Origin of the sequence: Caballeronia insecticola, assembly GCF_000402035.1 — a bacterium.
Lineage (GTDB): Bacteria > Pseudomonadota > Gammaproteobacteria > Burkholderiales > Burkholderiaceae > Caballeronia > Caballeronia insecticola.
In genome coordinates, this window is the sequence record NC_021287.1 from 2,881,749 (window position 1) to 2,901,245 (window position 19,497).

Annotated in this window: 17 protein-coding genes; 2 read left to right on the forward strand and 15 right to left on the reverse strand. The window is 61.5% G+C overall.

Annotated elements, in window-relative coordinates; translation table 11 throughout:
* Nucleotides 1-16: 16 nt before the first annotated feature.
* The 14 genes from BRPE64_RS13395 to BRPE64_RS13460 all read right to left on the reverse strand — a co-directional run bounded on the left by BRPE64_RS13395 (nucleotide 17) and on the right by BRPE64_RS13460 (nucleotide 16,357).
* A complete protein-coding gene (locus BRPE64_RS13395) occupies nucleotides 17-919 on the reverse strand; it encodes a ParB/RepB/Spo0J family partition protein (RefSeq protein ID WP_044041772.1) in 903 nt (300 codons plus the stop codon).
* A gap of 45 nt (nucleotides 920-964) precedes the next feature.
* A complete protein-coding gene (locus BRPE64_RS13400; protein ID WP_016346660.1) occupies nucleotides 965-1,744 on the reverse strand; it encodes a ParA family protein in 780 nt (259 codons plus the stop codon).
* A 76-nt stretch (nucleotides 1,745-1,820) separates the two neighbouring features.
* Nucleotides 1,821-2,486, reverse strand: coding sequence for a 16S rRNA (guanine(527)-N(7))-methyltransferase RsmG (gene rsmG / locus BRPE64_RS13405; protein WP_016346661.1), 666 nt, complete (start codon nucleotides 2,484-2,486; stop codon nucleotides 1,821-1,823).
* Nucleotides 2,483-4,444: a tRNA uridine-5-carboxymethylaminomethyl(34) synthesis enzyme MnmG gene (gene mnmG, locus BRPE64_RS13410; RefSeq protein ID WP_016346662.1), complete on the reverse strand. Its 1,962-nt coding sequence runs from the start codon at nucleotides 4,442-4,444 to the stop codon at nucleotides 2,483-2,485. Before mnmG ends, rsmG begins: the two co-directional genes overlap by 4 nt.
* A 157-nt stretch (nucleotides 4,445-4,601) precedes the next feature.
* Nucleotides 4,602-5,354, reverse strand: coding sequence for an ABC transporter ATP-binding protein (locus BRPE64_RS13415; protein WP_173405462.1), 753 nt, complete (start codon nucleotides 5,352-5,354; stop codon nucleotides 4,602-4,604).
* Nucleotides 5,354-7,138: a branched-chain amino acid ABC transporter ATP-binding protein/permease gene (locus tag BRPE64_RS13420; protein ID WP_016346664.1), complete on the reverse strand. Its 1,785-nt coding sequence runs from the start codon at nucleotides 7,136-7,138 to the stop codon at nucleotides 5,354-5,356. Before BRPE64_RS13420 ends, BRPE64_RS13415 begins: the two co-directional genes overlap by 1 nt.
* Before the next feature lie 4 nt (nucleotides 7,139-7,142).
* The gene (locus tag BRPE64_RS13425; RefSeq protein WP_016346665.1) at nucleotides 7,143-8,198 is read right to left on the reverse strand and encodes a branched-chain amino acid ABC transporter permease; all 1,056 of its coding nucleotides are present in this window, start codon (nucleotides 8,196-8,198) and stop codon (nucleotides 7,143-7,145) included.
* A 145-nt stretch (nucleotides 8,199-8,343) separates the two neighbouring features.
* On the reverse strand, nucleotides 8,344-9,516 hold the full coding sequence (locus BRPE64_RS13430) for an ABC transporter substrate-binding protein (RefSeq protein WP_044041777.1): 1,173 nt from the start codon (nucleotides 9,514-9,516) through the stop codon (nucleotides 8,344-8,346).
* Between the two features lie 308 nt (nucleotides 9,517-9,824).
* Nucleotides 9,825-11,003 carry an ABC transporter substrate-binding protein gene (locus tag BRPE64_RS13435; protein WP_016346668.1) on the reverse strand — a complete coding sequence of 393 codons (1,179 nt, stop codon included), beginning with the start codon at nucleotides 11,001-11,003 and terminating at the stop codon, nucleotides 9,825-9,827.
* Nucleotides 11,004-11,540: 537 nt separating this feature from the next.
* Nucleotides 11,541-12,512 (reverse strand): branched-chain amino acid ABC transporter permease, encoded by a 972-nt coding sequence (locus BRPE64_RS13440; protein ID WP_044042197.1) that lies wholly within the window; start codon nucleotides 12,510-12,512, stop codon nucleotides 11,541-11,543.
* Nucleotides 12,512-13,396 (reverse strand): branched-chain amino acid ABC transporter permease, encoded by an 885-nt coding sequence (locus BRPE64_RS13445; RefSeq protein WP_016346671.1) that lies wholly within the window; start codon nucleotides 13,394-13,396, stop codon nucleotides 12,512-12,514. Before BRPE64_RS13445 ends, BRPE64_RS13440 begins: the two co-directional genes overlap by 1 nt.
* Nucleotides 13,397-13,491: 95 nt before the next feature.
* Complete coding sequence (locus BRPE64_RS13450; protein WP_044041778.1) at nucleotides 13,492-14,712, reverse strand: ABC transporter substrate-binding protein; 1,221 nt, start codon at nucleotides 14,710-14,712, stop codon at nucleotides 13,492-13,494.
* 107 nt (nucleotides 14,713-14,819) lie between these two features.
* Entirely contained in the window at nucleotides 14,820-15,581 is a 762-nt protein-coding gene (locus tag BRPE64_RS13455; protein WP_044041780.1) for an ABC transporter ATP-binding protein, read from the reverse strand.
* Complete coding sequence (locus BRPE64_RS13460) at nucleotides 15,578-16,357, reverse strand: ABC transporter ATP-binding protein (protein ID WP_044042198.1); 780 nt, start codon at nucleotides 16,355-16,357, stop codon at nucleotides 15,578-15,580. Before BRPE64_RS13460 ends, BRPE64_RS13455 begins: the two co-directional genes overlap by 4 nt.
* Between BRPE64_RS13460 and BRPE64_RS33930 the strand changes: the two genes are divergently transcribed.
* Complete coding sequence (locus tag BRPE64_RS33930) at nucleotides 16,356-16,484, forward strand: hypothetical protein (RefSeq protein ID WP_269765222.1); 129 nt, start codon at nucleotides 16,356-16,358, stop codon at nucleotides 16,482-16,484. The two genes, BRPE64_RS13460 and BRPE64_RS33930, sit on opposite strands and share 2 nt — an antisense overlap.
* Before the next feature lie 283 nt (nucleotides 16,485-16,767).
* Here the strand turns inward: BRPE64_RS33930 and BRPE64_RS13465 are convergent, their stop codons facing one another.
* Nucleotides 16,768-18,444 carry a GMC family oxidoreductase gene (locus BRPE64_RS13465; RefSeq protein ID WP_016346676.1) on the reverse strand — a complete coding sequence of 559 codons (1,677 nt, stop codon included), beginning with the start codon at nucleotides 18,442-18,444 and terminating at the stop codon, nucleotides 16,768-16,770.
* A gap of 123 nt (nucleotides 18,445-18,567) precedes the next feature.
* Between BRPE64_RS13465 and BRPE64_RS13470 the strand changes: the two genes are divergently transcribed.
* On the forward strand, nucleotides 18,568-19,470 hold the full coding sequence (locus tag BRPE64_RS13470; RefSeq protein ID WP_044042199.1) for a LysR family transcriptional regulator: 903 nt from the start codon (nucleotides 18,568-18,570) through the stop codon (nucleotides 19,468-19,470).
* The last annotated feature ends 27 nt before the right edge of the window (nucleotides 19,471-19,497 follow it).

Genomic DNA, 19,497 nt, shown 5'->3' on the forward strand with positions numbered 1-19,497 from the left:
GACAAGATGCGCGCGATCAGGCAGCGGGTGCCGGCGTTTCGATGCTGCCGCGCAGCTTCGTCAAGATGCCTTCGAGCGAATCGAGATTGCCGAAGTCGATCGTGACCTTGCCGCGCCCTCTTCCGCCGAGCTTGATCTTCACATTGGCCGACAGCAAATCCGACAACTCTTCTTCCAGACGACGGGTGTCGCGGCCGCCATCGTTCGCGACGCGCGCTTTCGTCGCGGGCGCTTCTTTGGTGGTCGCCGCAACCAGGCGCTCAGTTTCACGCACCGACAAGCGCCGGTTGACCACGTGGTTGGCCAACTGAATCTGCGTGGCGGCATCGACAGCGAGGAGCGCGCGCGCGTGACCCATATCGAGATCGCCTGCGAGCAGCATCGTCTGAACGGGCGTGGCGAGATTCAGCAGACGCAGCAGATTGGACACCGCGCTGCGCGAGCGGCCGACCGATTCGGCGGCCTGCTCGTGCGTGAAGCTGAATTCGTCGAGCAGGCGCTGAATGCCTTGTGCCTCTTCCAGCGGATTCAAATCCTCGCGCTGAATGTTCTCGATCAAAGCCATCGCGGCTGCGGCTTGATCTGGCACGTTTTTCACGAGGACCGGAACTTCGTCGAGACCGGCCAGACGCGCCGCGCGGAATCGGCGTTCGCCTGCGATGATTTCGTAGCGATCGTCGCCGACCGAGCGCACGAGAATAGGCTGCATCAGCCCTTGCGCGCGAATGCTGGCGGCGAGTTCCTGAAGCGCGCCTTCGTCCATGCGCGTCCGCGGTTGATACTTGCCGGCCTGCATTTTGTCGAGCGGCAATACCGAGGGCGTGCCTTCGCCGCGCACGGCTTCCGTAATGTCGACGCTGCCACCGAGCAACGCATCCAGGCCGCGGCCCAAACCCTTCTTCTTCATCACAGCGCTCATTTCGGTTCCTCCGACGGCGTTCCCTGCCGCATCGACTGGGTGTGTTTAGTTCATGCTCAGCGCGCGGACGCGCTCGATCATTTCCGTGCCGAACTGGATGTAGGCCTGCGCACCGCGCGACGACTTGTCGAACACCACGCCCGGCAGCCCATAACTCGGCGCCTCGGCAAGACGCACATTGCGCGGGATCACGACGTCGAACAGCTTGTCGCCGAAGTGTTCTTTCAACTGGTCGGACACTTGTTGCTGCAGCGTGATGCGCGGATCGAACATGACGCGCAACAGGCCGATGACTTTCAGATCGCGATTGAGATTCGCATGGACCTGCTTGATGGTGTTCACCAGATCCGACAGCCCTTCCAGCGCAAAGTATTCGCACTGCATCGGGATCACGACGCCGTGGGCCGCGCACAACGCATTGAGCGTCAGCAGCGAGAGCGCCGGGGGGCAATCGATCAGCACGAAGTCATAGTCATCGACTACTTCGTCGATGGCGCCGCGAAGAATACGTTCGCGATTCTCCATATCGACGAGTTCGACTTCCGCGCCCGCCAGTTCGCGATTCGCCGGGAGCACGTCATAGCCGACCGCAGGCGGGCGCATGGTTGCATCGCGCAGCGAAACCCCGTCGACGAGCACTTCGTAGACGGTGTTTTCACACGCCGATTTGTCAATGCCACTGCCCATCGTGGCGTTACCTTGCGGATCCAGATCGATCAGCAGTACGCGTTGATCAAGCCCCGCCAGGCTCGCCGCGAGATTGACCGCTGTGGTGGTCTTTCCAACGCCGCCCTTCTGATTTGCGACGCAGAAGATATTTGCCATCGTTTAGTGTCCTCGTTTTCTCGCTGTCAGAAGATCAGCTTGCCTGGAATGCCGTATCAGACCGTGGCGACGGACGTCATCCCGCTCCGACGTCAATCTCGACGAGATGCCGCTCGGCATCCAGCATGGGAACGGTCAAACGCTCGATACCGAGCACCGCGACGCCTTCCGGCAGACGCGCCACTTCGGCGTCGGGCCGGACACCCTTCATCGCCAGAATTCGTCCATCGACGGCAACCAGATGACGCGCAAGTGTAACGAAATCCGAGAGCTCTGCGAACGCGCGAGACACGATTACGTCGAATTTTTCCGGCACGTCGCTACCGGGGCGCAAATTTTCGACTCGGCCCGTGACAACCGCGAGATTTCCGAGCCCCAACTGCACCTTTGCCTGCGACTGAAACGCAGTCTTCTTGTGGACGATGTCGTTCAACGTGACGCGCACATCGGGCAGGACGATTGCCAACACGATGCCCGGCAACCCACCGCCGGAGCCGACATCCAGCACGGTCGACGGATGGCGTGCCGAGACGGCCGGCACGATCGCGAGCGAATCAAGAATGTGTTGGATCATCATCTGCTGCGGATCGCGGATCGCCGTCAGGTTATAGACCGCGTTCCACTTGCCGAGCAACGCGACGTAGTCGAGCAGCTTTTGCCGTTGCGAGGAAGACAGCGTAAGGCCGAGCGCGGCGACGCCCTCGTCGAGCGTTGCCGCCAGGGATGAAGTGCGCTCCGTCATTGAGCCGCCGCCGGATTATCGGTGGACGACTCCCCCGCCGCTCCCCGACCGCGACGCCCTATTCCACGCTTCAGGTGAACCATCAGCAGCGAGATTGCAGCCGGCGTGATGCCAGAGATGCGTGAGGCTTGGCCGATCGTTTCAGGGCGATGCTGAATTAGCTTCTGGCGCGCCTCGAAGGAAAGACCGCGGACCTCGTTGTAGTCGATTCCCTCGGGCAAACGCGTGTTTTCCTGAGCACCGTTTCTGACGATTTCGTCGGCCTGGCGGTCGATATAGCCTTGGTACTTCACACCGATCTCGATCTGTTCCTTGATCTGCGCCAAAAGTACCGCGTCGTCAGCGAGCGGCATTTCGGGGCCGCACATATTGTCGCGGAGTGCGCAGACTCCGTCATAGGAAACGCCCGGACGGCGCAGGAGATCCGCGAGACTGTATTCGTGATCGATGGGCTTTCCGAGCAGCGCCGTCGCTTCTTCTGCCGGCAACGTCTTCGGATTGACCCACGTCGAACGGAGACGTTGTGTTTCACGTGAAACAGCATCGCGCTTGCGGCTGAAAGCATCCCAACGGATGTCGTCCACAACGCCAAGCTCGCGGCCAATCTCCGTCAGGCGCATATCGGCGTTGTCTTCCCGCAGCGACAAGCGATATTCCGCGCGGCTCGTGAACATGCGATACGGTTCGGACACGCCGCGCGTCACGAGATCGTCCACGAGCACGCCCAGATAGGCTTCATCGCGGCGTGGCGACCAAGGCTCTTTGCCCTGGACCTGCAAACCGGCGTTGATTCCGGCGAGCAAACCTTGAGCGGCCGCCTCTTCGTAGCCCGTAGTCCCGTTGATCTGCCCGGCAAAGAACAAACCACCGATCGCCTTGGTTTCGAGTGAGGCCTTCAACGCCCGCGGATCGAAATAGTCGTATTCGATGGCATAGCCCGGCCGCAGAATATGCGCGTGCTCAAGGCCGTGCATGGAGCGAACCAGCTCGAGCTGCACGTCGAAGGGAAGGCTCGTCGAAATTCCGTTCGGATAGAACTCGTTCGTCGAGAGCCCTTCCGGTTCCAGAAAGATCTGGTGCGCATCTTTTGACGCAAAGCGATGGATTTTGTCTTCGATGGACGGACAGTAACGCGGCCCCACTCCCTCGATCACGCCCGTATACATCGGCGAGCGGTCAAGGCCCGACCGGATGATGTCGTGCGTTCGCGAATTCGTGTGCGTGACCCAGCACGGCAACTGGCGCGGATGCTGTTCCACTCGGCCAAGAAACGAAAACACCGGAATCGGATCGAGATCGCCTGGTTGCTCTTCCAGCTTCGAAAAATCGATAGTTCGGCCGTCAATTCGGGGTGGCGTGCCTGTCTTGAGGCGGCCTTGCGGCAGTTTCAATTCCTTCAGGCGCGCCGAGAGCGATACGGCGGCCGGATCGCCAGCACGTCCGCCGACATAGTTGTTCAAGCCGACGTGAATCTTGCCGTCCAGGAAGGTGCCGGCCGTCAAAACCACAGCGCGGGAGCGGAATTTCAGCCCCACTTGCGTGACCGCGCCAACGACGCGATCGCCTTCGACCATCAGATCATCGACCGCCTGCTGGAAAAGCCACAAATTCGGCTGGTTTTCCAAACGATGGCGGATCGCTTGCTTATAGAGAAGCCGATCGGCCTGTGCGCGGGTCGCCCGCACCGCTGGGCCCTTCGACGAATTAAGGATACGGAACTGGATGCCCGACTCGTCCGTGGCGGTGGCCATTGCGCCGCCGAGCGCATCGACTTCCTTGACCAGATGACCTTTGCCAATGCCGCCAATCGACGGATTGCAGCTCATTTGGCCGAGCGTCTCGATGTTATGGGTCAAAAGCAGGGTTTTGCAGCCCATGCGTGCGGACGCGAGCGCGGCCTCAGTGCCTGCGTGACCGCCGCCAACGACGATCACATCGAATTCTGTGGGATAAAGCATCGGAGATTTCGTGTGCGAACGACACGAACCTGAAGAAGGAATATCGTTGAATTATAACGGGTTCCCTTCTATCTCGAATTCAGCCATTTGGCTAAGGACGAAAAAATGGCGTGTTTCACGTGAAACACGCCATTGACCGCCACCGCGCTTGTCGCGTTTATGCGACCTTTTTTGTCAGCCCGAGATAAGTCTCGATCACCTGAGGATTGTGCTGAAGTTCATCGGCATTCCCTTCCAGCGCGAATTCGCCCGTTTCGAGCACGTATCCATAGTCCGAGATCTGTAGCGCGGCACGGGCATTCTGCTCAATCAGTAGCGTCGCCACGCCTGTCTGCCGAAGCGCGCTGATGATGTGAAATATCTCCTTCACGATAAGCGGCGCCAAACCGAGACTTGGCTCATCCAGCATCAGCAACTGTGGTTTGCCCATCAACGCCCTTCCTACCGCCAGCATCTGCCGCTCGCCGCCAGATAACGTTCCAGCCGCTTGCTTGCGGCGTTCCTTGAGCCGGGGAAACAATTCGAACACGTGATCAAGCTGATCGAGAAAATTTCGCTCCCCCGCCCGCTTGCGCCGATAAGCGCCGAGAATCAAATTGTCTTCCACCGCCATGGTCGCGAACAACTCGCGCTTCTCCGGGACGAGGCACATTCCACGTGCGACGCGACGTTCGATTGGGAGCGCGGAGATATCCTCGTTGAGATACCGCACCGCGCCCTTCGCGTGCCCCGTCTGCGGCAGCGCGCCCATGATTGCGTTAAGCAGCGTCGACTTGCCTGCGCCATTCGGACCGATCACCGAGACGATCTGCCCCGCGCCGACGGTCAACGTGCCGTCGTGCAGCGCTTCCACTTTGCCATAGCGCACTGACAGCCCATCGACCTGCAAAATTGGATCTACATTTGTCATCATTCCACCCCGCCCAGATACGCTTCCAGAACCGCCGGGTCCTTCTGAACGTCCTTCGGCAATCCTTCCGCGATCTTCGTGCCGAATTCCATCACCACAAGACGGTCGGCGAGATTCATCACGAAGTCCATGTCGTGCTCGACGAGCAGAATACTCATGCCCTCCGCGCGCAGCTTCCTCAGCAAGTCCGCGAGTTGCAGCTTCTCCTGATAACGCAGGCCAGCCGCGGGCTCATCGAGCAATAACAAAGTCGGATCGCAGCACAGCGCGCGCGCGATTTCGAGAATCCGCTGCTGACCCAGCGCGAGACTACCCGCCTCGCTGTAGATGTGCTTGTCCAGACCCACGCGTGCGATCTGTCGCGCTGCCTCCGACATCAGCCGCGCCTCTTCGGCCGCGTTGAGCCGAGCGATACTGCGCCAAACGCCCGTATTGCCCCGCAGATGCGCGCCGATGGCAACGTTCTCCAGCACCGTCATGCCGGGCAGCATCTTGACGTGCTGAAACGTCCGTCCGATACCGCGTTTGACGATTTCACGTGAAGTCAGCTTTTCGATGCGCTCACCGTGTAAGCTGATTGCGCCGCCCGTCGCTTGCAGCACCCCCGTGACGAGATTGAACGTCGTGGATTTACCCGCGCCATTCGGCCCGATCAAACCGATGATTTCGCCCGCCTTGACGTCGAAACTCACATCGTTGACGGCCACGAGGCCGCCGAACTGCTTGCGCGCCTTCTCGACGACGAGCAGCGGCTCGCCCGCCACCGGCTTGCTGCGTTGCGGCAACGGCTCGCCATGCTCCGGCACATGCGCGCGCGGCCCACGCGGAAAGAGTCGCGCGACGAACGGCCACACGCCCTGCCGCGCGTACTGAAGCAGCAACACCATCAAAACGCCGAAGACGATGATTTCGAAATTGCCGTTCGCGCCCAGCAGCTTCGGCAGCAAGGTCTGCAAATAGTCCTGCAGAACGGTGAGAATGGTCGCACCGAGAATCGCACCCCAGACATGCGAGACGCCGCCGACAACCGCCATAAACAGGAACTCGATGCCGTGGTTCAGCCCGAATGGCGTCGGGTTCACCGCGCGCTGCAAATGGGCATACAAAAAGCCCGAAATAGCCGCCAGCACCGCCGCGTAGACGAAAATGACCACGCGCATCCACGCGGTATTGATGCCCATCGCTTCCGCCATCGTGCCGCCGCCGCGCAGCGCACGAATCGCCCGTCCGGGTCGGCTATTAAGCAGATTCTGAACAGAGATCACCGCCAGCAGCACCACGACCCAGATCAGGTAATAGATGCTGCGTCCCGACTCGAGCTGCCAGCCGAACACGTTGAGCACGGGAATGCCGTTGATGCCGTCGTACTTGCCGAGCATTTCCATGTTCCCGAACAGGTAGAACAGCGACAAGCCCCACGCGATCGTCCCAAGCGGCAGAAAATGCCCGGAGAGCCGCATCGTGATGAGCCCGAGCAGCAGCGCGATAAACGCCGTCAGCACGACGCCGGCGATCAGCGCAAGCCAGGGCGACACGCCATAGCTCGTCGTCAGAAAGGCCGTGGCATAGGCGCCGACGCCGACGAACGCAGCCTGACCGAAGCTCGTCATGCCGCCGATGCCCGTCAGCAATACGAGCCCGATCGCGACGATCGAATACAAGCCGATGTAGTTCAACAGCGTGATCCAGTATTCGGGCACGGCAACCGGACGCGGCAGCACGGGCAACGCGAAGACGATCAGCAGGAAGATCCAGAAGAATCGATATCGATGCAGGAATTTCATCGGCTTATTCCTCGTCCTCGTCCGAATGCGGGCTTGCCAGGCTTCGCCACAGCAGCACCGGAATAATCAGCGTGAAGACGATCACCTCCTTGTACGCGCTCGCCCAGAACGACGAATACGATTCGAGCAGCCCTACCAGCAGCGACCCCGCCGCCGCGAGCGGATAGCTCACCAGACCACCGACGATGGCGCCCACGAAACCCTTCAGACCGATCAGGAAGCCCGAGTCGTAGTAGATGGTCGTGATCGGCGCGACGAGCACGCCGCACAGTGCGCCCAGGCCCGCCGCGAGCGTGAACGCGAGGCGCCCTGCCTGCGTCGTGCCAATGCCCACGAGCCGCGCTCCCAGACGATTCACCGAGGTCGCGCGCAACGCCTTGCCGGAGATCGAGCGATCGAAGTAGAAGTACAGCGCGACGATCAATACGACCGCCGTGCCGACCACCCACAGGCTCTGCCCGGAGATCGACACACTGCCCAGGTTGAACGTGGCATCGGAGAACGCGGTCGTGCGCGACCCTTCCGCGCCGAACATGACGAGCCCGAGCCCGACCATCGCGAAGTGCACCGCGACCGCGACGATCAACAGCAGCAGCGTGCTCGCCTCCGCGATCGGTTCATACGCAAGCCGATAGACGAACGGACCCATCGGCACGACGATCAGCAGCGTCAGTGCAATCTGCGCGATCATCGGCAGCGAAACGGTGAAGACGGCCTGCGTGAGTCCCCACACGGCGACGGGAAAGAGCAAATACTTTCCCGCCAGCACGGCAAGCAGGCGCCCGATCTGGTGATATCGCGCAGGATGACGAACGATGCCCGCCACTTCCGCGACGAAACAGCCGACGCCCATCGCGATGAGCAAATAGCAGGTGGCGGGCAGCTTCTGCGTTTGCAGCGCGGCCAGCGTGAGCGCGCCATACGCGACGAACTCGCCCTGCGGAATGAAAATGACGCGCGTCACGGAGAACACGAGCACCAGCGCGAGCGCGAGCAACGCGTAGATCGCACCCGTGGTGATGCCGTCCTGCGCGAGAATCGCCGCAATCGATAAGTCCATACTTCCTCTTCGAAGCTCTCTGAAACAGACGGATCAAAAGCGCATCCGCCGGAACATGGTCAAAGCGGCGCGCCGTTGCCGGTGCGCCGCCGAATCATCTCGAAATTAGGAGACGAGAACGCGCGGTCAAGCGCGTTCCGTCACGTCAGTCGTTCAGCAACTTCCACTTGCCGTCGACGATCTGCACCATGACGCGTGCGCGATTGTCGAAGCCGTTGTGATCGTTCGGCGTCGTGTTCATGATGCCGTGCGACACCGGAAGATCCTTCAGGTTTTCCAGCGCGGCGCGCAGCGCTTCGCGGAATTCCGGCGTACCCGGCTGGCCTTTCTTGAGCGCCTCGGGAATCGCACGCTGCAGCATCTGGCCCGCGTCCCACGCGTGGCCGCCGAACGTCGACAGCGATCCCGCGCCGTTGGCCTTCTCGTACGCGTCCTTGTACGCCGCCGACGACTTCTTCACCGGATTGCCCTCCGGCAATTGCTCGGTCACGAGCACCGGACCGGCGGGCAGAATCTCGCCCTCGCAATCCTTGCCGCACACGCGCAGGAAGTCGTTATTGGCGACGCCGTGCGTCTGATAGACCTTGCCCTTATAGCCGCGCTCCTTCAGCGCCTTCGCCGGCAGCGCCGACGGCGTACCCGCGCCCGCGATCAGCACCGCGTCCGGATTCGCGCCCATCGTCTTCAGAACCTGGCCGGTGACCGAAGTGTCGGTGCGGTTATAGCGCTCGTTCGTGACGATCTTCAGCTTGTGCGCCGTGGCCGCCGCGTTGAAGACGTTGTACCAGCCGTCGCCGTATGCATCCGCGAAGCCGATGAAGCCCACCGTCTTCACGCCGTGCTTCTCCATATAGCTCGCAATTGCATCGGCCATCAGCGCGTCGTTCTGCGGCGTCTTGAAGACCCACGCTTTCTTGGCGTCCATCGGCGCGATGATCGCGGCGGACGCGGCCATCGAAATCATCGGCGTCTTGCCTGCTGCTGCGGCGTCGATCATTGCGAGCGAGTTGGGCGTCACAGTCGAGCCGACGATCGCATCGACGTGATCCTCGTCGATCAGCTTGCGCGTGTTCTGCACGGCGCGGCTCGTGTCGGAGCCGTCATCGAGCACGATGTACTCGACCGATTTCCCGCCGATCTCTTTCGGCAACAACGCGACCGTGTTTTTCTCGGGAATCCCGAGCGATGCGGCCGGTCCCGTCGCCGAGAGCGTCACGCCGATCTTCACCTGCGCGAACGCCGCGCCCGCGCCCGCCAGCACGCTGCCTGCGATGGCCAGCGCGATGCCCGTCTTGATCCATGCTTTCTTCGTTTTCATTGCTGTCTCCAAACGCGACTTGCTCGTTTTTTGCAAACACGCACCTTGCGATGCGCTGCTGCGAGTTGTTATCGATGCGGCTTGCCTGGCGTGATCCAGAGCCGCCCCAATCTATGTACCGCTTCACTGCATGCCAAGGCGAGTTTTCCCTGACCGTTGCGCGGCTGCGCGCGAGGCTCTGCGCCCTCTTCCTTCGCCGCCACTTTTCACTGCCCCACACAGAAAAAACCGCAGAAAAACCGCAGAAAAAAAGGCGCGTTCTCTTGCAACGCGCCTTTGTCTCCGAATCAGTTCATATGCGTTTTCCGTCAGTTGCCCGAGAGCTTCCACTTGCCGCCGACGATCTCGACCATCACGCGCGCGCGCTGATCCAGTCCGGAGTGGTCGTTGGGGCTCATATTGAAGATGCCGTGCGACGCTGGCAGATTCTTCGTCTCTTCGATAGCCGCGCGCAACGCTTCGCGGAACGCCGGCGTGCCGGGCTGGCCCTTCTTCAGCGCGACGGGAATCGCGCGCTGCAAGATGAGGCCCGCGTCCCACGCATGGCCGCCGAAAGTCGACACCGAGCCTGCACCGTACGCGCCTTCATACGCTTTCTTGTACGTGAGCGCGGCCTGCTTTACGGGATTGCTGTCCGGCAATTGCTCCGCGACGAGCAGCGGACCCGCGGGCAGGAACGTGCCTTCGCAGTCCTTGCCGCACACGCGCAGGAAATCGTTATTGGCGACGCCGTGCGTCTGATAGATCTTGCCCTTGTAGCCGCGCTCCTTGAGCGTCTTTTGCGGCAGCGCCGCCGGCGTGCCCGCGCCCGCGATCAGCACCGCGTCCGCGTTCTGCGACATCATCTTGAGCACCTGGCCCGTGACGGATGCATCGTTGCGCGCGAATCGCTCGTTCGCGACGACCTTCAGCTTCGCGAGATCGGCCGCCTTCGAGAACTCCTTGAACCAGCTCTCGCCATAAGCATCCGAGAAGCCGATGAACGCGACCGTCTTCACGCCGTGATTCGACATATGCTGCGCGATCGCGGTGGCCATCAGGATGTCGTTCTGCGGCGTCTTGAACACCCACGCGCGCTTGGCGTCCATCGGCTCGACAATACTTGCGGCGGCGGCCATGGAGATCATTGGCGTTTGCGTTTCCGCGGCGATGTCGATCATTGCGAGCGAGTTCGGCACGACCGTCGAACCGACGAGCGCATCGACGTGGTCTTCGCTCGTGAGCTTGCGTGCGTTCTTGACGGCCTGGGTGGAATCGGTGGCGTCATCGAGCACGATGTACTGCATTTTTTGCCCCGCGACTTCCTTCGGCAACAATGCAATGGTGTTCTTTTCGGGAATGCCGAGCGATGCGGCCGGACCCGTTGCCGATACCGTCACTCCGATTTTCACATCTGCAAGAACCTGATTGCTGAATACCGCGGAGAAACCGATGGAAACTGCCGCGACGGCCATTGCGACCGCCTTGCCGCGTAAAGCCAACTTCATTGATTTGCGCCCCGTAAAATCGTGTGTCTGCGTGAATAACCGCTCGCGAATTTGCCCGAGTTTTACACCGCCGATGAATCACCGACCAACTGGTCGGGAAATGCAGTTTAGCGGAGGAAAGTGCCGTGCAGCAAGCGTTTTGAAGGGATTCCGGCGCACTTCGACGGCGTTTTTTCAACGCGTCTGCAACGCTTTCGCGTAATGCCGAAAATCCTCGGGAAAACCCCGCCTTAAAATGACTGCGGGATTTATTCGTATTATCGATGGGGAATAAAAAAAGCGCTGTTGGAATCATCCAACAGCGCTTTTCGGTCGGGCACTTTGTGCCTCATGTCTCCTCGTTCTCCACCTCAAAAAATCTGGGTGCAACAGAACTAGGACGCATATTAAAGAACGAAACACTAAACAACAACCTAGCATTTACCCTAGTGGTGCATAAAAGCACCTGAAAAGGGCGTATTTCTTGCAATATAACGCCGTTTTGGACGCCGACCGCGATGCGTCGAATGGCCGATCGAATCAGCCGGTCGAGTCCACTCAGCCCTGCAACGGCCGAACCCGCGCGACGATCTCGCCGACAATGCCGCGCCTGAACGCCAGCACGCACGCGATAAAAATGACGCCCGTCACGATGGTCACCGACTCGCCGAGCGAATTGAACCAGTTCACGCCGGTGAGCCGCGCCATGCCGCTGCCGATATCGCCGAGCCGGTCTTCCAGCGCGACGATGATCGCCGCGCCCAGAAGCGGCCCGAACATCGTACTCATGCCGCCGACGAGCGTCATCAACACGACGAGGCCGGACATGGTCCAGTACGCATCGCCGAGCGTTTCGAAGCCGAGCACGACGGTCTTCAGCGAACCGGCGAATCCCGCGAGACCGGCCGACAGCACGAACGCGAGCAGCTTGTAGCGCGCCGTGTCGTAGCCGAGCGAGATCGCGCGCGGCTCGTTCTCCTTGATCGCGATCAGCACCTGGCCGAACGGCGAATGCACGATGCGCACGATCAGCGCGAACGCGAGCAGCATCACGACGAGCACGACGTAATACAGCGTGATGTCGCTGCTCAGATCGACGACGTTGAAGAGCCTGCCGCGCGGCACGCCCTGCAGGCCGTCCTCGCCGTGCGTGAACGGCGCCTGCAGGAAGACGAAGTACACCATCTGCGCGAGCGCGAGCGTGACCATCGCGAAGTAGATGCCCTGACGCCGAATTGCGAGCAGGCCCGCGACGAGGCCCAGCAGCGTCGCCGCCGCCGTGCCCGCAATCACGCCGAGTTCCGGCGTGAGGCCGAGCGTCTGGATGCCGTAGCCGGTGACGTAGCCCGCGGTCGCGAGGAACATCGCGTGCCCGAACGACAGCAGCCCGGTATAGCCGATCAGCAGATTGAACGCTGCCGCGAACAGCGCAAAGCACAGCACCTTCATCATGAACACGGGATACACGCCGACGAACGGCGCCACGATCAGGCCGATCAGCAACAGGCCGTAGAGCGCTTTTCTCTGCATCATTTTTCCTTGCCGAAGAGTCCTGCCGGGCGAATCATCAACACGATCGCCATGATGACGAAGACGACCGTCGCGGACGCTTCCGGATAGAACACGCGCGTGAAGCCTTCGATCACGCCGAGCAGCAGGCCCGTGAGAATCGAGCCCATGATCGAACCCATGCCGCCGATCACGACGACCGCGAACACGGTGATGATCATCGACTGGCCCATCAGCGGCGACACCTGAATCACGGGCGCGGCGAGCACGCCCGCGAACGCCGCGAGCGCGACGCCGAAGCCATAAGTAAGCGTGATCATCAGCGGCACGTTGACGCCGAATGCTTCGACGAGCTTCGGGTTCTCCGTGCCCGCACGCAAATAAGCGCCGATGCGTGTCTTCTCGATCACGAACCACGTCGCGAAGCACACCGCGAGCGAGGCCACCACGACCCATGCGCGATAGTTCGGCAGGAACATGAAGCCGAGATTGGTCGCGCCGGAAAGCAGCGACGGCACGTCATAAGGCTGACCGGACGAACCGTAGATCGAGCGGAACACGCCTTCGATCACGAGCGTCAGGCCGAAGGTGAGCAACAGCCCGTACAGATGGTCGAGCTTGTAGAGCCAGCGCAGCATCGAACGCTCGACGATCACGCCGAACAAGCCGACGATCACGGGCGCGAGCACGAGCATCGCCCAGTACGGGATGTTGAAGTACGAGTAGCCCATCCACGCGAGCATGGCGCCCAGCATGAAGAGCGCGCCGTGCGCGAAGTTGATGACGTTGAGCAAGCCGAAGATCACCGCGAGCCCGAGGCTCAGGATCGCGTAGAACGAGCCGTTCACCAGCCCGAGCAACAGCTGGCTCATCATAGCGGCGAGCGGAATGCCGAATATTTCCATTGAACCTGCCGTCAGAAACGTGTTGACGCGGACTGCGCAGCGAGCGGTCGTTCGGACCGGCCGCCGCGCACACGCGTTGAAGCGCTACCGCACGCTTACTTCCACAGCTTGCAGCGCGACTCCGCCTTCGTGCCGAATGCCTGATCGCCCGGAATCGTCGCGGTGATCTTGTAGTAGTCCCACGGCTCTTTCGATTCCGACGGCTTCTTCACTTCCATCAGGTACATGTCGTGGATCATCGAGCCGTCTTCGCGGATATAACCCTTCGCGTAGAAGTCGTCGATCTTCGCCTTGTGCAACTGCTCCATGACCTTGTCGCTGTCGGTCGTGCCGGCGGCCTTCACTGCGTTCAGATAGGTCGTCACGGCCGAGTAGTCGGCGGCCTGCAGGCTGGTCGGCATCTTCTTCATCTTGTCGAAGTAGCGCTTCGCCCAGGCGCGCGTCTTGTCGTCCTTGTTCCAGTACCAGCTGTCGGTCGCAACCAGTCCTTGCGTCGTCTCCAGTCCCAGGCTGTGGATGTCGGTCAGGAAGATCAGCAGCGCGGCGAGCTTCATCGACTTGCTGACGCCGAACTCCTTCGCGGCCTTGATCGAGTTGATGGTGTCGCCGCCCGCGTTCGCGAGGCCAAGCACCTGTGCCTTCGAGCCTTGCGCCTGCAACAGGAACGACGAGAAGTCCGACGCCGACAGCGGATGACGCACTTCGCCGAGCACCTGGCCGCCGTTCGCCTTGACGACATCGGCCGTATTCTTTTCCAGCGCCTTGCCGAACGCGTAGTCGGCGGTCAGGAAGTACCACGTCTTGCCGCCCTGCTTCGTCACCGCGGAACCGGTGCCCTTCGCGAGCGCCATCGTGTCGTAGGCGTAGTGGACCGTGTAGGGCGAGCATTGCTCGTTGGTCAGGTTATCCGCGCCCGCGCCGATGTTGATGTACGGCGTCTTCTTCTCCGCCGCGACCTGCGCGCTGGAGAGCGCCGTCGCCGAGTTCGTGCCGCCGATGATCACGTTCACGCCATCGCGATCGATCCATTCGCGCGCACGCGACGCCGCGATATCGGCCTTGTTCTGGTGATCCGCATAGACGAGTTCGATGGGCTTGCCGTTCACCTTTCCGCCGAAATCCGCGATCGCCATGCGAATGGCTTCGAGGCCGCCCTGGCCGTCGATGTCCGCGTAGAGGCCCGACAAATCGGTGACGAAACCGATCTTCACGCTGTTGCTGTCGGCGGCGTATGCACTGCTGCTCATTACCGCCACACTCGCCGCCGCAGCCGCAAAGCAAAGAGTAGAGAGGCGCGCGAGGGTCTTCTTTTTCATTCCAGTCTCCATGAGTTTTGATTTGATGCGGTGTTACTGGTGATGTGCTGCGCTGACGTGCCGTGTTGACGTGCTGCGTTGAAGCGCCGATGAACGAATGCGATCGATTACACCCCGAGCAGTTCGTGCAGCACCGGCATCTTCGCTTCGAGTTCCCCCGCGCCGAAATGCTCGACGATGTTCCCGTGCTCCATCACGTAGAAGCGGTCCGCGAGCGGCGCCGCAAAGCGAAAATTCTGTTCGACCATGACGATGGTGTAGCCGCGCGACTTCAGCATGAGAATCATGCGCGCGAGTGTCTGCACGATGACCGGCGCGAGGCCTTCCGAAATTTCATCGAGCAGCAGCAGATTCGCGCCCGTGCGCAGGATGCGCGCAACGGCCAGCATCTGTTGCTCGCCGCCCGAAAGACGCGTGCCCTGGCTCGCGCGCCGCTCCTTCAGGTTGGGGAACATCGAATAGATTTCGTCGAGCGGCATGGCCTCTTTCGCGTCGCCGACGAGCGGCGGCAGAAGCAGGTTTTCCTCGCAGGACAAGCTCGAAAATATGCCGCGCTCCTCCGGACAATAGCCGACCCCGTAATGCGCGATCTTGTGTGTGGCGAGGCCGATGGTCTCGTGTCCGCTCACGCGGATCGAGCCCGTGCGACGCCCGGTCAATCCCATGATGGCGCGAAGCGTCGTCGTGCGGCCCGCGCCGTTGCGGCCGAGCAGCGTGACCACTTCGCCGCGGTTCACCTTGAGGTCCACGCCGTGCAGGATGTGGGATTCCCCGTACCACGCCTGCAGACCCGAAATTTCCAGCGCGGGCGCATTGTTCGCCCCGCCGTTCGCATTCAGCGAGCGGCGCTCCTCCACGATCGTACTCATGCATGCGCTCCGGTGAGCGCCGCATCGGCGCTGCCCATGTAGGCTTCCATCACGAGCGGATTCTTCGACACTTCCGCATAGCTGCCTTCGGCGAGCACTTCGCCGCGCTGAAGCACGGTGATGGTGTCGGAGATGCCCGCGATCACGTTCATGTTGTGTTCGACCATCAGGATCGTGCGGCCCGCCGATACTTTCTTGATCAGCGCCGTGACGCGATCGACATCCTCATGGCCCATGCCTTGCGTCGGCTCGTCGAGGAGCATGAGTTCGGGCTCCATCGACAACGTGGTGGCGATTTCCAGTGCGCGCTTGCGGCCGTAGGAAAGCTCGACCGTCTTCGCGTCCGCGAAATCGGTGAGGCCGACCTGCGTGAGCAGATCCATCGCGCGATCGTTGAGTTGATCGAGCGAGCGTTCGCTGCGCCAGAAATGAAACGACGTACCCAGTTGCCGCTGCAAACCGATGCGCACGTTTTGCAGCACCGTCAAATGCGGAAACACGGCGGAAATCTGAAACGAGCGGATAATGCCGCGCCGCGCGATATGCGCCGGGCGTTCGTTCGTAATGTCCGTACCGTTGAAAACGATCTGACCCGCAGTGGGTTCGAGAAATTTGGTGAGTAGGTTGAAGCAGGTGGTCTTGCCCGCGCCGTTCGGTCCGATCAGCGCATGGATCGAGCCGCGGCGAACGCGCAGGTTCACGCCATTCACGGCCGTGAAGCCTTTGAATTCCTTCGTGAGCCCTCGCGTTTCCAGAATGGTGTCGCCGAGAATCATGTCCCCTTCCATGCGAAGTGAGGCGCTGGACGAATGGGTCCGCCTGCGCTTTATTTTTGTTTCCGCGCACCCGAACGTGTCCATTCCGGCCTTTGTGCTTCATGCGCCGCATCGCTTCTGGCGATGACGTGCTGCACAAAGTGTGCGCGAGATATGCCGAGCATCACTTGATCCGGGGCCATTGTCGCGCCAATGATGCAGCGCACTTATCGGGATTTGCACTAACTAACGATTTGCTTGGAAGCCGCGCGCATGCACGCAATCAGGGCATGGACAGTGCCCGATCGTGCTTATTCCATGCGCTCATAACGATTGCTTCGCGCGTTGCCATCGGCGCGCCATGCACGCGTCATCTGCGCACGCAATGCGTGGCGTTCATCGCGCTGTGCATCGCGCCGTTCACCGATCTGTCACGCGAGCGCGGTTGCGATCACTTCCTGCGCTTCGATGCCGCGACGGTCCTCGCGAATCATTTCGCTGGCGCGCTCGGCGATCATCAGCGTCGGCGAGTTCGTGTTGCCCGATGTGATGGTCGGCATGACCGATGCATCGACAACGCGCAAGCCGCGCACACCGATCACGCGCAAGCGGCTGTCGACGACCGCGCCCGGATCGTTATCCGTGCCCATGCGGCAAGTGCCGACCGGATGGAAGATTGTCGTGCCGATATTGCCCGCTGCTTCGGCGAGTTCTTCCTGCGTCTGATATTGAATGCCGGGAAGAATCTCCTCGGGCGCATAGGGCGCCATCGCGGGCGCGCCGACGATGCGCCGCGTGAGACGCAACGCGTTCGCGGCAACTTCGCGGTCATGCTCGGTCGACAGATAATTCGGCGCGATCAACGGCGCCGCATGCGCATCCGGCGATTCGATATGCACGCTGCCGCGCGAAGTCGGCCGCAGATTGCATACCGACGCCGTGAACGCATTGAACGCATGCAGCGGTTCGCCGAAACGTTCGAGCGACAAAGGCTGGACGTGATACTGCACATCGGGCCGCGTGATGGATGCGTCGTCCGGATTGGACTTCGCGAAGGTGCCGAGTTGCGAAGGCGCCATCGACATCGGGCCGCTTCGCATCAACGCGTACTGCATGCCGATGAAAAGCTTGCCCCACCAATGCGCCGACAATGTGTTGAGCGTGCGCACGCCGTGCACTTTGTACGCCATGCGCAATTGCAAGTGATCCTGCAGATTCTCGCCGACGCCGCGCAGGCTCTTCACGACATCGATGCCCATGCGCTGCAGACGCGCGCCGTTGCCGATGCCCGACAATTCGAGAATCTGCGGCGAATTCACCGCGCCCGCGCTGAGCACGACTTCACAACGAGCACGCGCGACGTAATCCACATCGCCGCCGCGATATTCCACGCCGACGCAGCGCATGCCGTCGAACACGAGCCGTTGCGTGTGCGCGCCAGTGATTGTCGTCAGATTGGGGCGCTTCATGGCTTCGCGAAGAAACGCCTTCGCCGCGTTCCAGCGAATGCCGCCGCGCTGATTCACTTCGAAGTAACCGACGCCGGTGTTGTCGCCGCGATTGAAGTCGTCGGTTGCGGGAATGCCGCTTTGCTGCGCGGCTTGCGCAAAGGTTTCGAGAATCTTCCATTTGAGGCGCTGCTTTTCGACGCGCCATTCGCCGCCCGCGCCGTGCCATTGATTGCCGCCGCCGTGATGATCTTCGCTGCGCATGAAGATTGGCAGCACCGAGTCCCACGACCAGTTCGGATCGCCGCAGATATGCGCCCAGCCGTCGTAGTCTTCGCGCTGGCCGCGCATGTAGATCATGCCGTTGATCGACGAACATCCGCCGAGCACGCGTCCGCGCGGATACGCCAGCTTGCGGCCGTTGAGACCCGCTTCTTCCTGCGTTTTATAGAGCCAGTCCGTGCGCGGATTGCCGATGCAATACAGATAGCCGACCGGAATGTGAATCCAGTGATAGTCGTCCTTGCCGCCGGCTTCGAGCAGCAGCACGCTGACGTTCGGATCCTCGCTCAGGCGATTCGCGAGCACACAACCGGCCGTGCCCGCCCCGACGACGATGTAGTCGAATTCGCCTTCGAGCTTTCGCGCGTCCTGTTTCATCGATGTCTCCTGTCGCCGTCTGACGCGGCATATCCAATGGATAAGGCGAGCGTACTGCCGGAATCGCCAGCGAATCCAATGAGATATGTTCAACAGTGATATAAGTCGCGTTAATATCACATGATGGACTACACCCTCTTGCGCGCCTTCGTGACCGTCGCACGCGAAGGCAACCTGACGCGCGCCGCGGCTTATCTGCATCTGACGCAGCCCGCCGTCAGCCTGCAGATCAAGAGCCTGCAGGAAACGCTCGGCGTGGTGCTGTTCTCGCGCACCTCGCACGGCCTCCTGCTGACGCGCGACGGCGAAGCGCTGCTGCCCCACGCCGAACGCGCGCTCGTCGCCGCCGCCGATGTGCAACGCGCCGCGGCCGCGTTGCGTCACGAGGTGGGCGGCACGCTGCGCATCGGCACGATCCTCGATCCCGGCTTTCTGCGGCTCGGCGGCTTCCTGCGGCAACTGGTCGAAACGCATCCGCGCATCGAGACGTCGATGCGGCACGGCATGTCGGGCTGGGTGCTGGAACGCGTGCGGGCGCGCGAACTCGATGTCGGCTACTACATCGGCGATCCGGCCATCGACGGCACGCGCGACGGCGAGCGCTTTCACGTCGTCCGACTGATGCCGTTCATCTACCGCGTGCTCGCGCCGGCGGGATGGCACAACCGCGTGAACAAGGGCAAACGCAGTTGGGCGGCGCTCGCCAAGCTGCCGTGGATCTGGACGCCGCCCGAGTCCGCGCACAACCGGCTGCTGTCGCGGATTTTTCGCGAGGCGGGCGCGATGCCGGTGATCGTCGCGGAAGTGGATCAGGAGCCGTCGATGCTCGATCTCGTGAAATCGGGCGTCGGTTTGTCGCTCGCGCGAGATTCGATCGCGATCGGCGAGGCGCATGCGCACGCGCTGACGATCGTCGAAGGCGTCACCGTGCCGACTCAGGTTTCGTTCGTCGCGCTCGCGGAACGCCGCGAGGAACCGGCGATCGCGGCGGCGCTGCGGCTGATCGACGCGCAATGGGCCGTCTGATGGGCCGTCCGAACGCTGTTTGAGTGG

Bases quoted from the DNA above. Each gene is read 5' to 3' on its own strand.
- BRPE64_RS13420 (WP_016346664.1), bottom strand. From the start codon at position 7,138: ATGAAATTCCTGCATCGATATCGATTCTTCTGGATCTTCCTGCTGATC.
- BRPE64_RS13400 (WP_016346660.1), bottom strand. From the start codon at position 1,744: ATGGCAAATATCTTCTGCGTCGCAAATCAGAAGGGCGGCGTTGGAAAG.
- BRPE64_RS13395 (WP_044041772.1), bottom strand. From the start codon at position 919: ATGAGCGCTGTGATGAAGAAGAAGGGTTTGGGCCGCGGCCTGGATGCG.
- BRPE64_RS13450 (WP_044041778.1), bottom strand. From the start codon at position 14,712: ATGAAAAAGAAGACCCTCGCGCGCCTCTCTACTCTTTGCTTTGCGGCT.
- BRPE64_RS33930 (WP_269765222.1), top strand. From the start codon at position 16,356: ATGTCCCCTTCCATGCGAAGTGAGGCGCTGGACGAATGGGTCCGCCTG.
- BRPE64_RS13445 (WP_016346671.1), bottom strand. From the start codon at position 13,396: ATGGAAATATTCGGCATTCCGCTCGCCGCTATGATGAGCCAGCTGTTG.
- rsmG (WP_016346661.1), bottom strand. From the start codon at position 2,486: ATGACGGAGCGCACTTCATCCCTGGCGGCAACGCTCGACGAGGGCGTC.
- BRPE64_RS13440 (WP_044042197.1), bottom strand. From the start codon at position 12,512: ATGCAGAGAAAAGCGCTCTACGGCCTGTTGCTGATCGGCCTGATCGTG.
- BRPE64_RS13435 (WP_016346668.1), bottom strand. From the start codon at position 11,003: ATGAAGTTGGCTTTACGCGGCAAGGCGGTCGCAATGGCCGTCGCGGCA.
- BRPE64_RS13460 (WP_044042198.1), bottom strand. From the start codon at position 16,357: ATGATTCTCGGCGACACCATTCTGGAAACGCGAGGGCTCACGAAGGAA.
- BRPE64_RS13465 (WP_016346676.1), bottom strand. From the start codon at position 18,444: ATGAAACAGGACGCGCGAAAGCTCGAAGGCGAATTCGACTACATCGTC.
- BRPE64_RS13415 (WP_173405462.1), bottom strand. From the start codon at position 5,354: ATGACAAATGTAGATCCAATTTTGCAGGTCGATGGGCTGTCAGTGCGC.
- BRPE64_RS13430 (WP_044041777.1), bottom strand. From the start codon at position 9,516: ATGAAAACGAAGAAAGCATGGATCAAGACGGGCATCGCGCTGGCCATC.
- BRPE64_RS13425 (WP_016346665.1), bottom strand. From the start codon at position 8,198: ATGGACTTATCGATTGCGGCGATTCTCGCGCAGGACGGCATCACCACG.
- BRPE64_RS13470 (WP_044042199.1), top strand. From the start codon at position 18,568: ATGGACTACACCCTCTTGCGCGCCTTCGTGACCGTCGCACGCGAAGGC.
- BRPE64_RS13455 (WP_044041780.1), bottom strand. From the start codon at position 15,581: ATGAGTACGATCGTGGAGGAGCGCCGCTCGCTGAATGCGAACGGCGGG.
- mnmG (WP_016346662.1), bottom strand. From the start codon at position 4,444: ATGCTTTATCCCACAGAATTCGATGTGATCGTCGTTGGCGGCGGTCAC.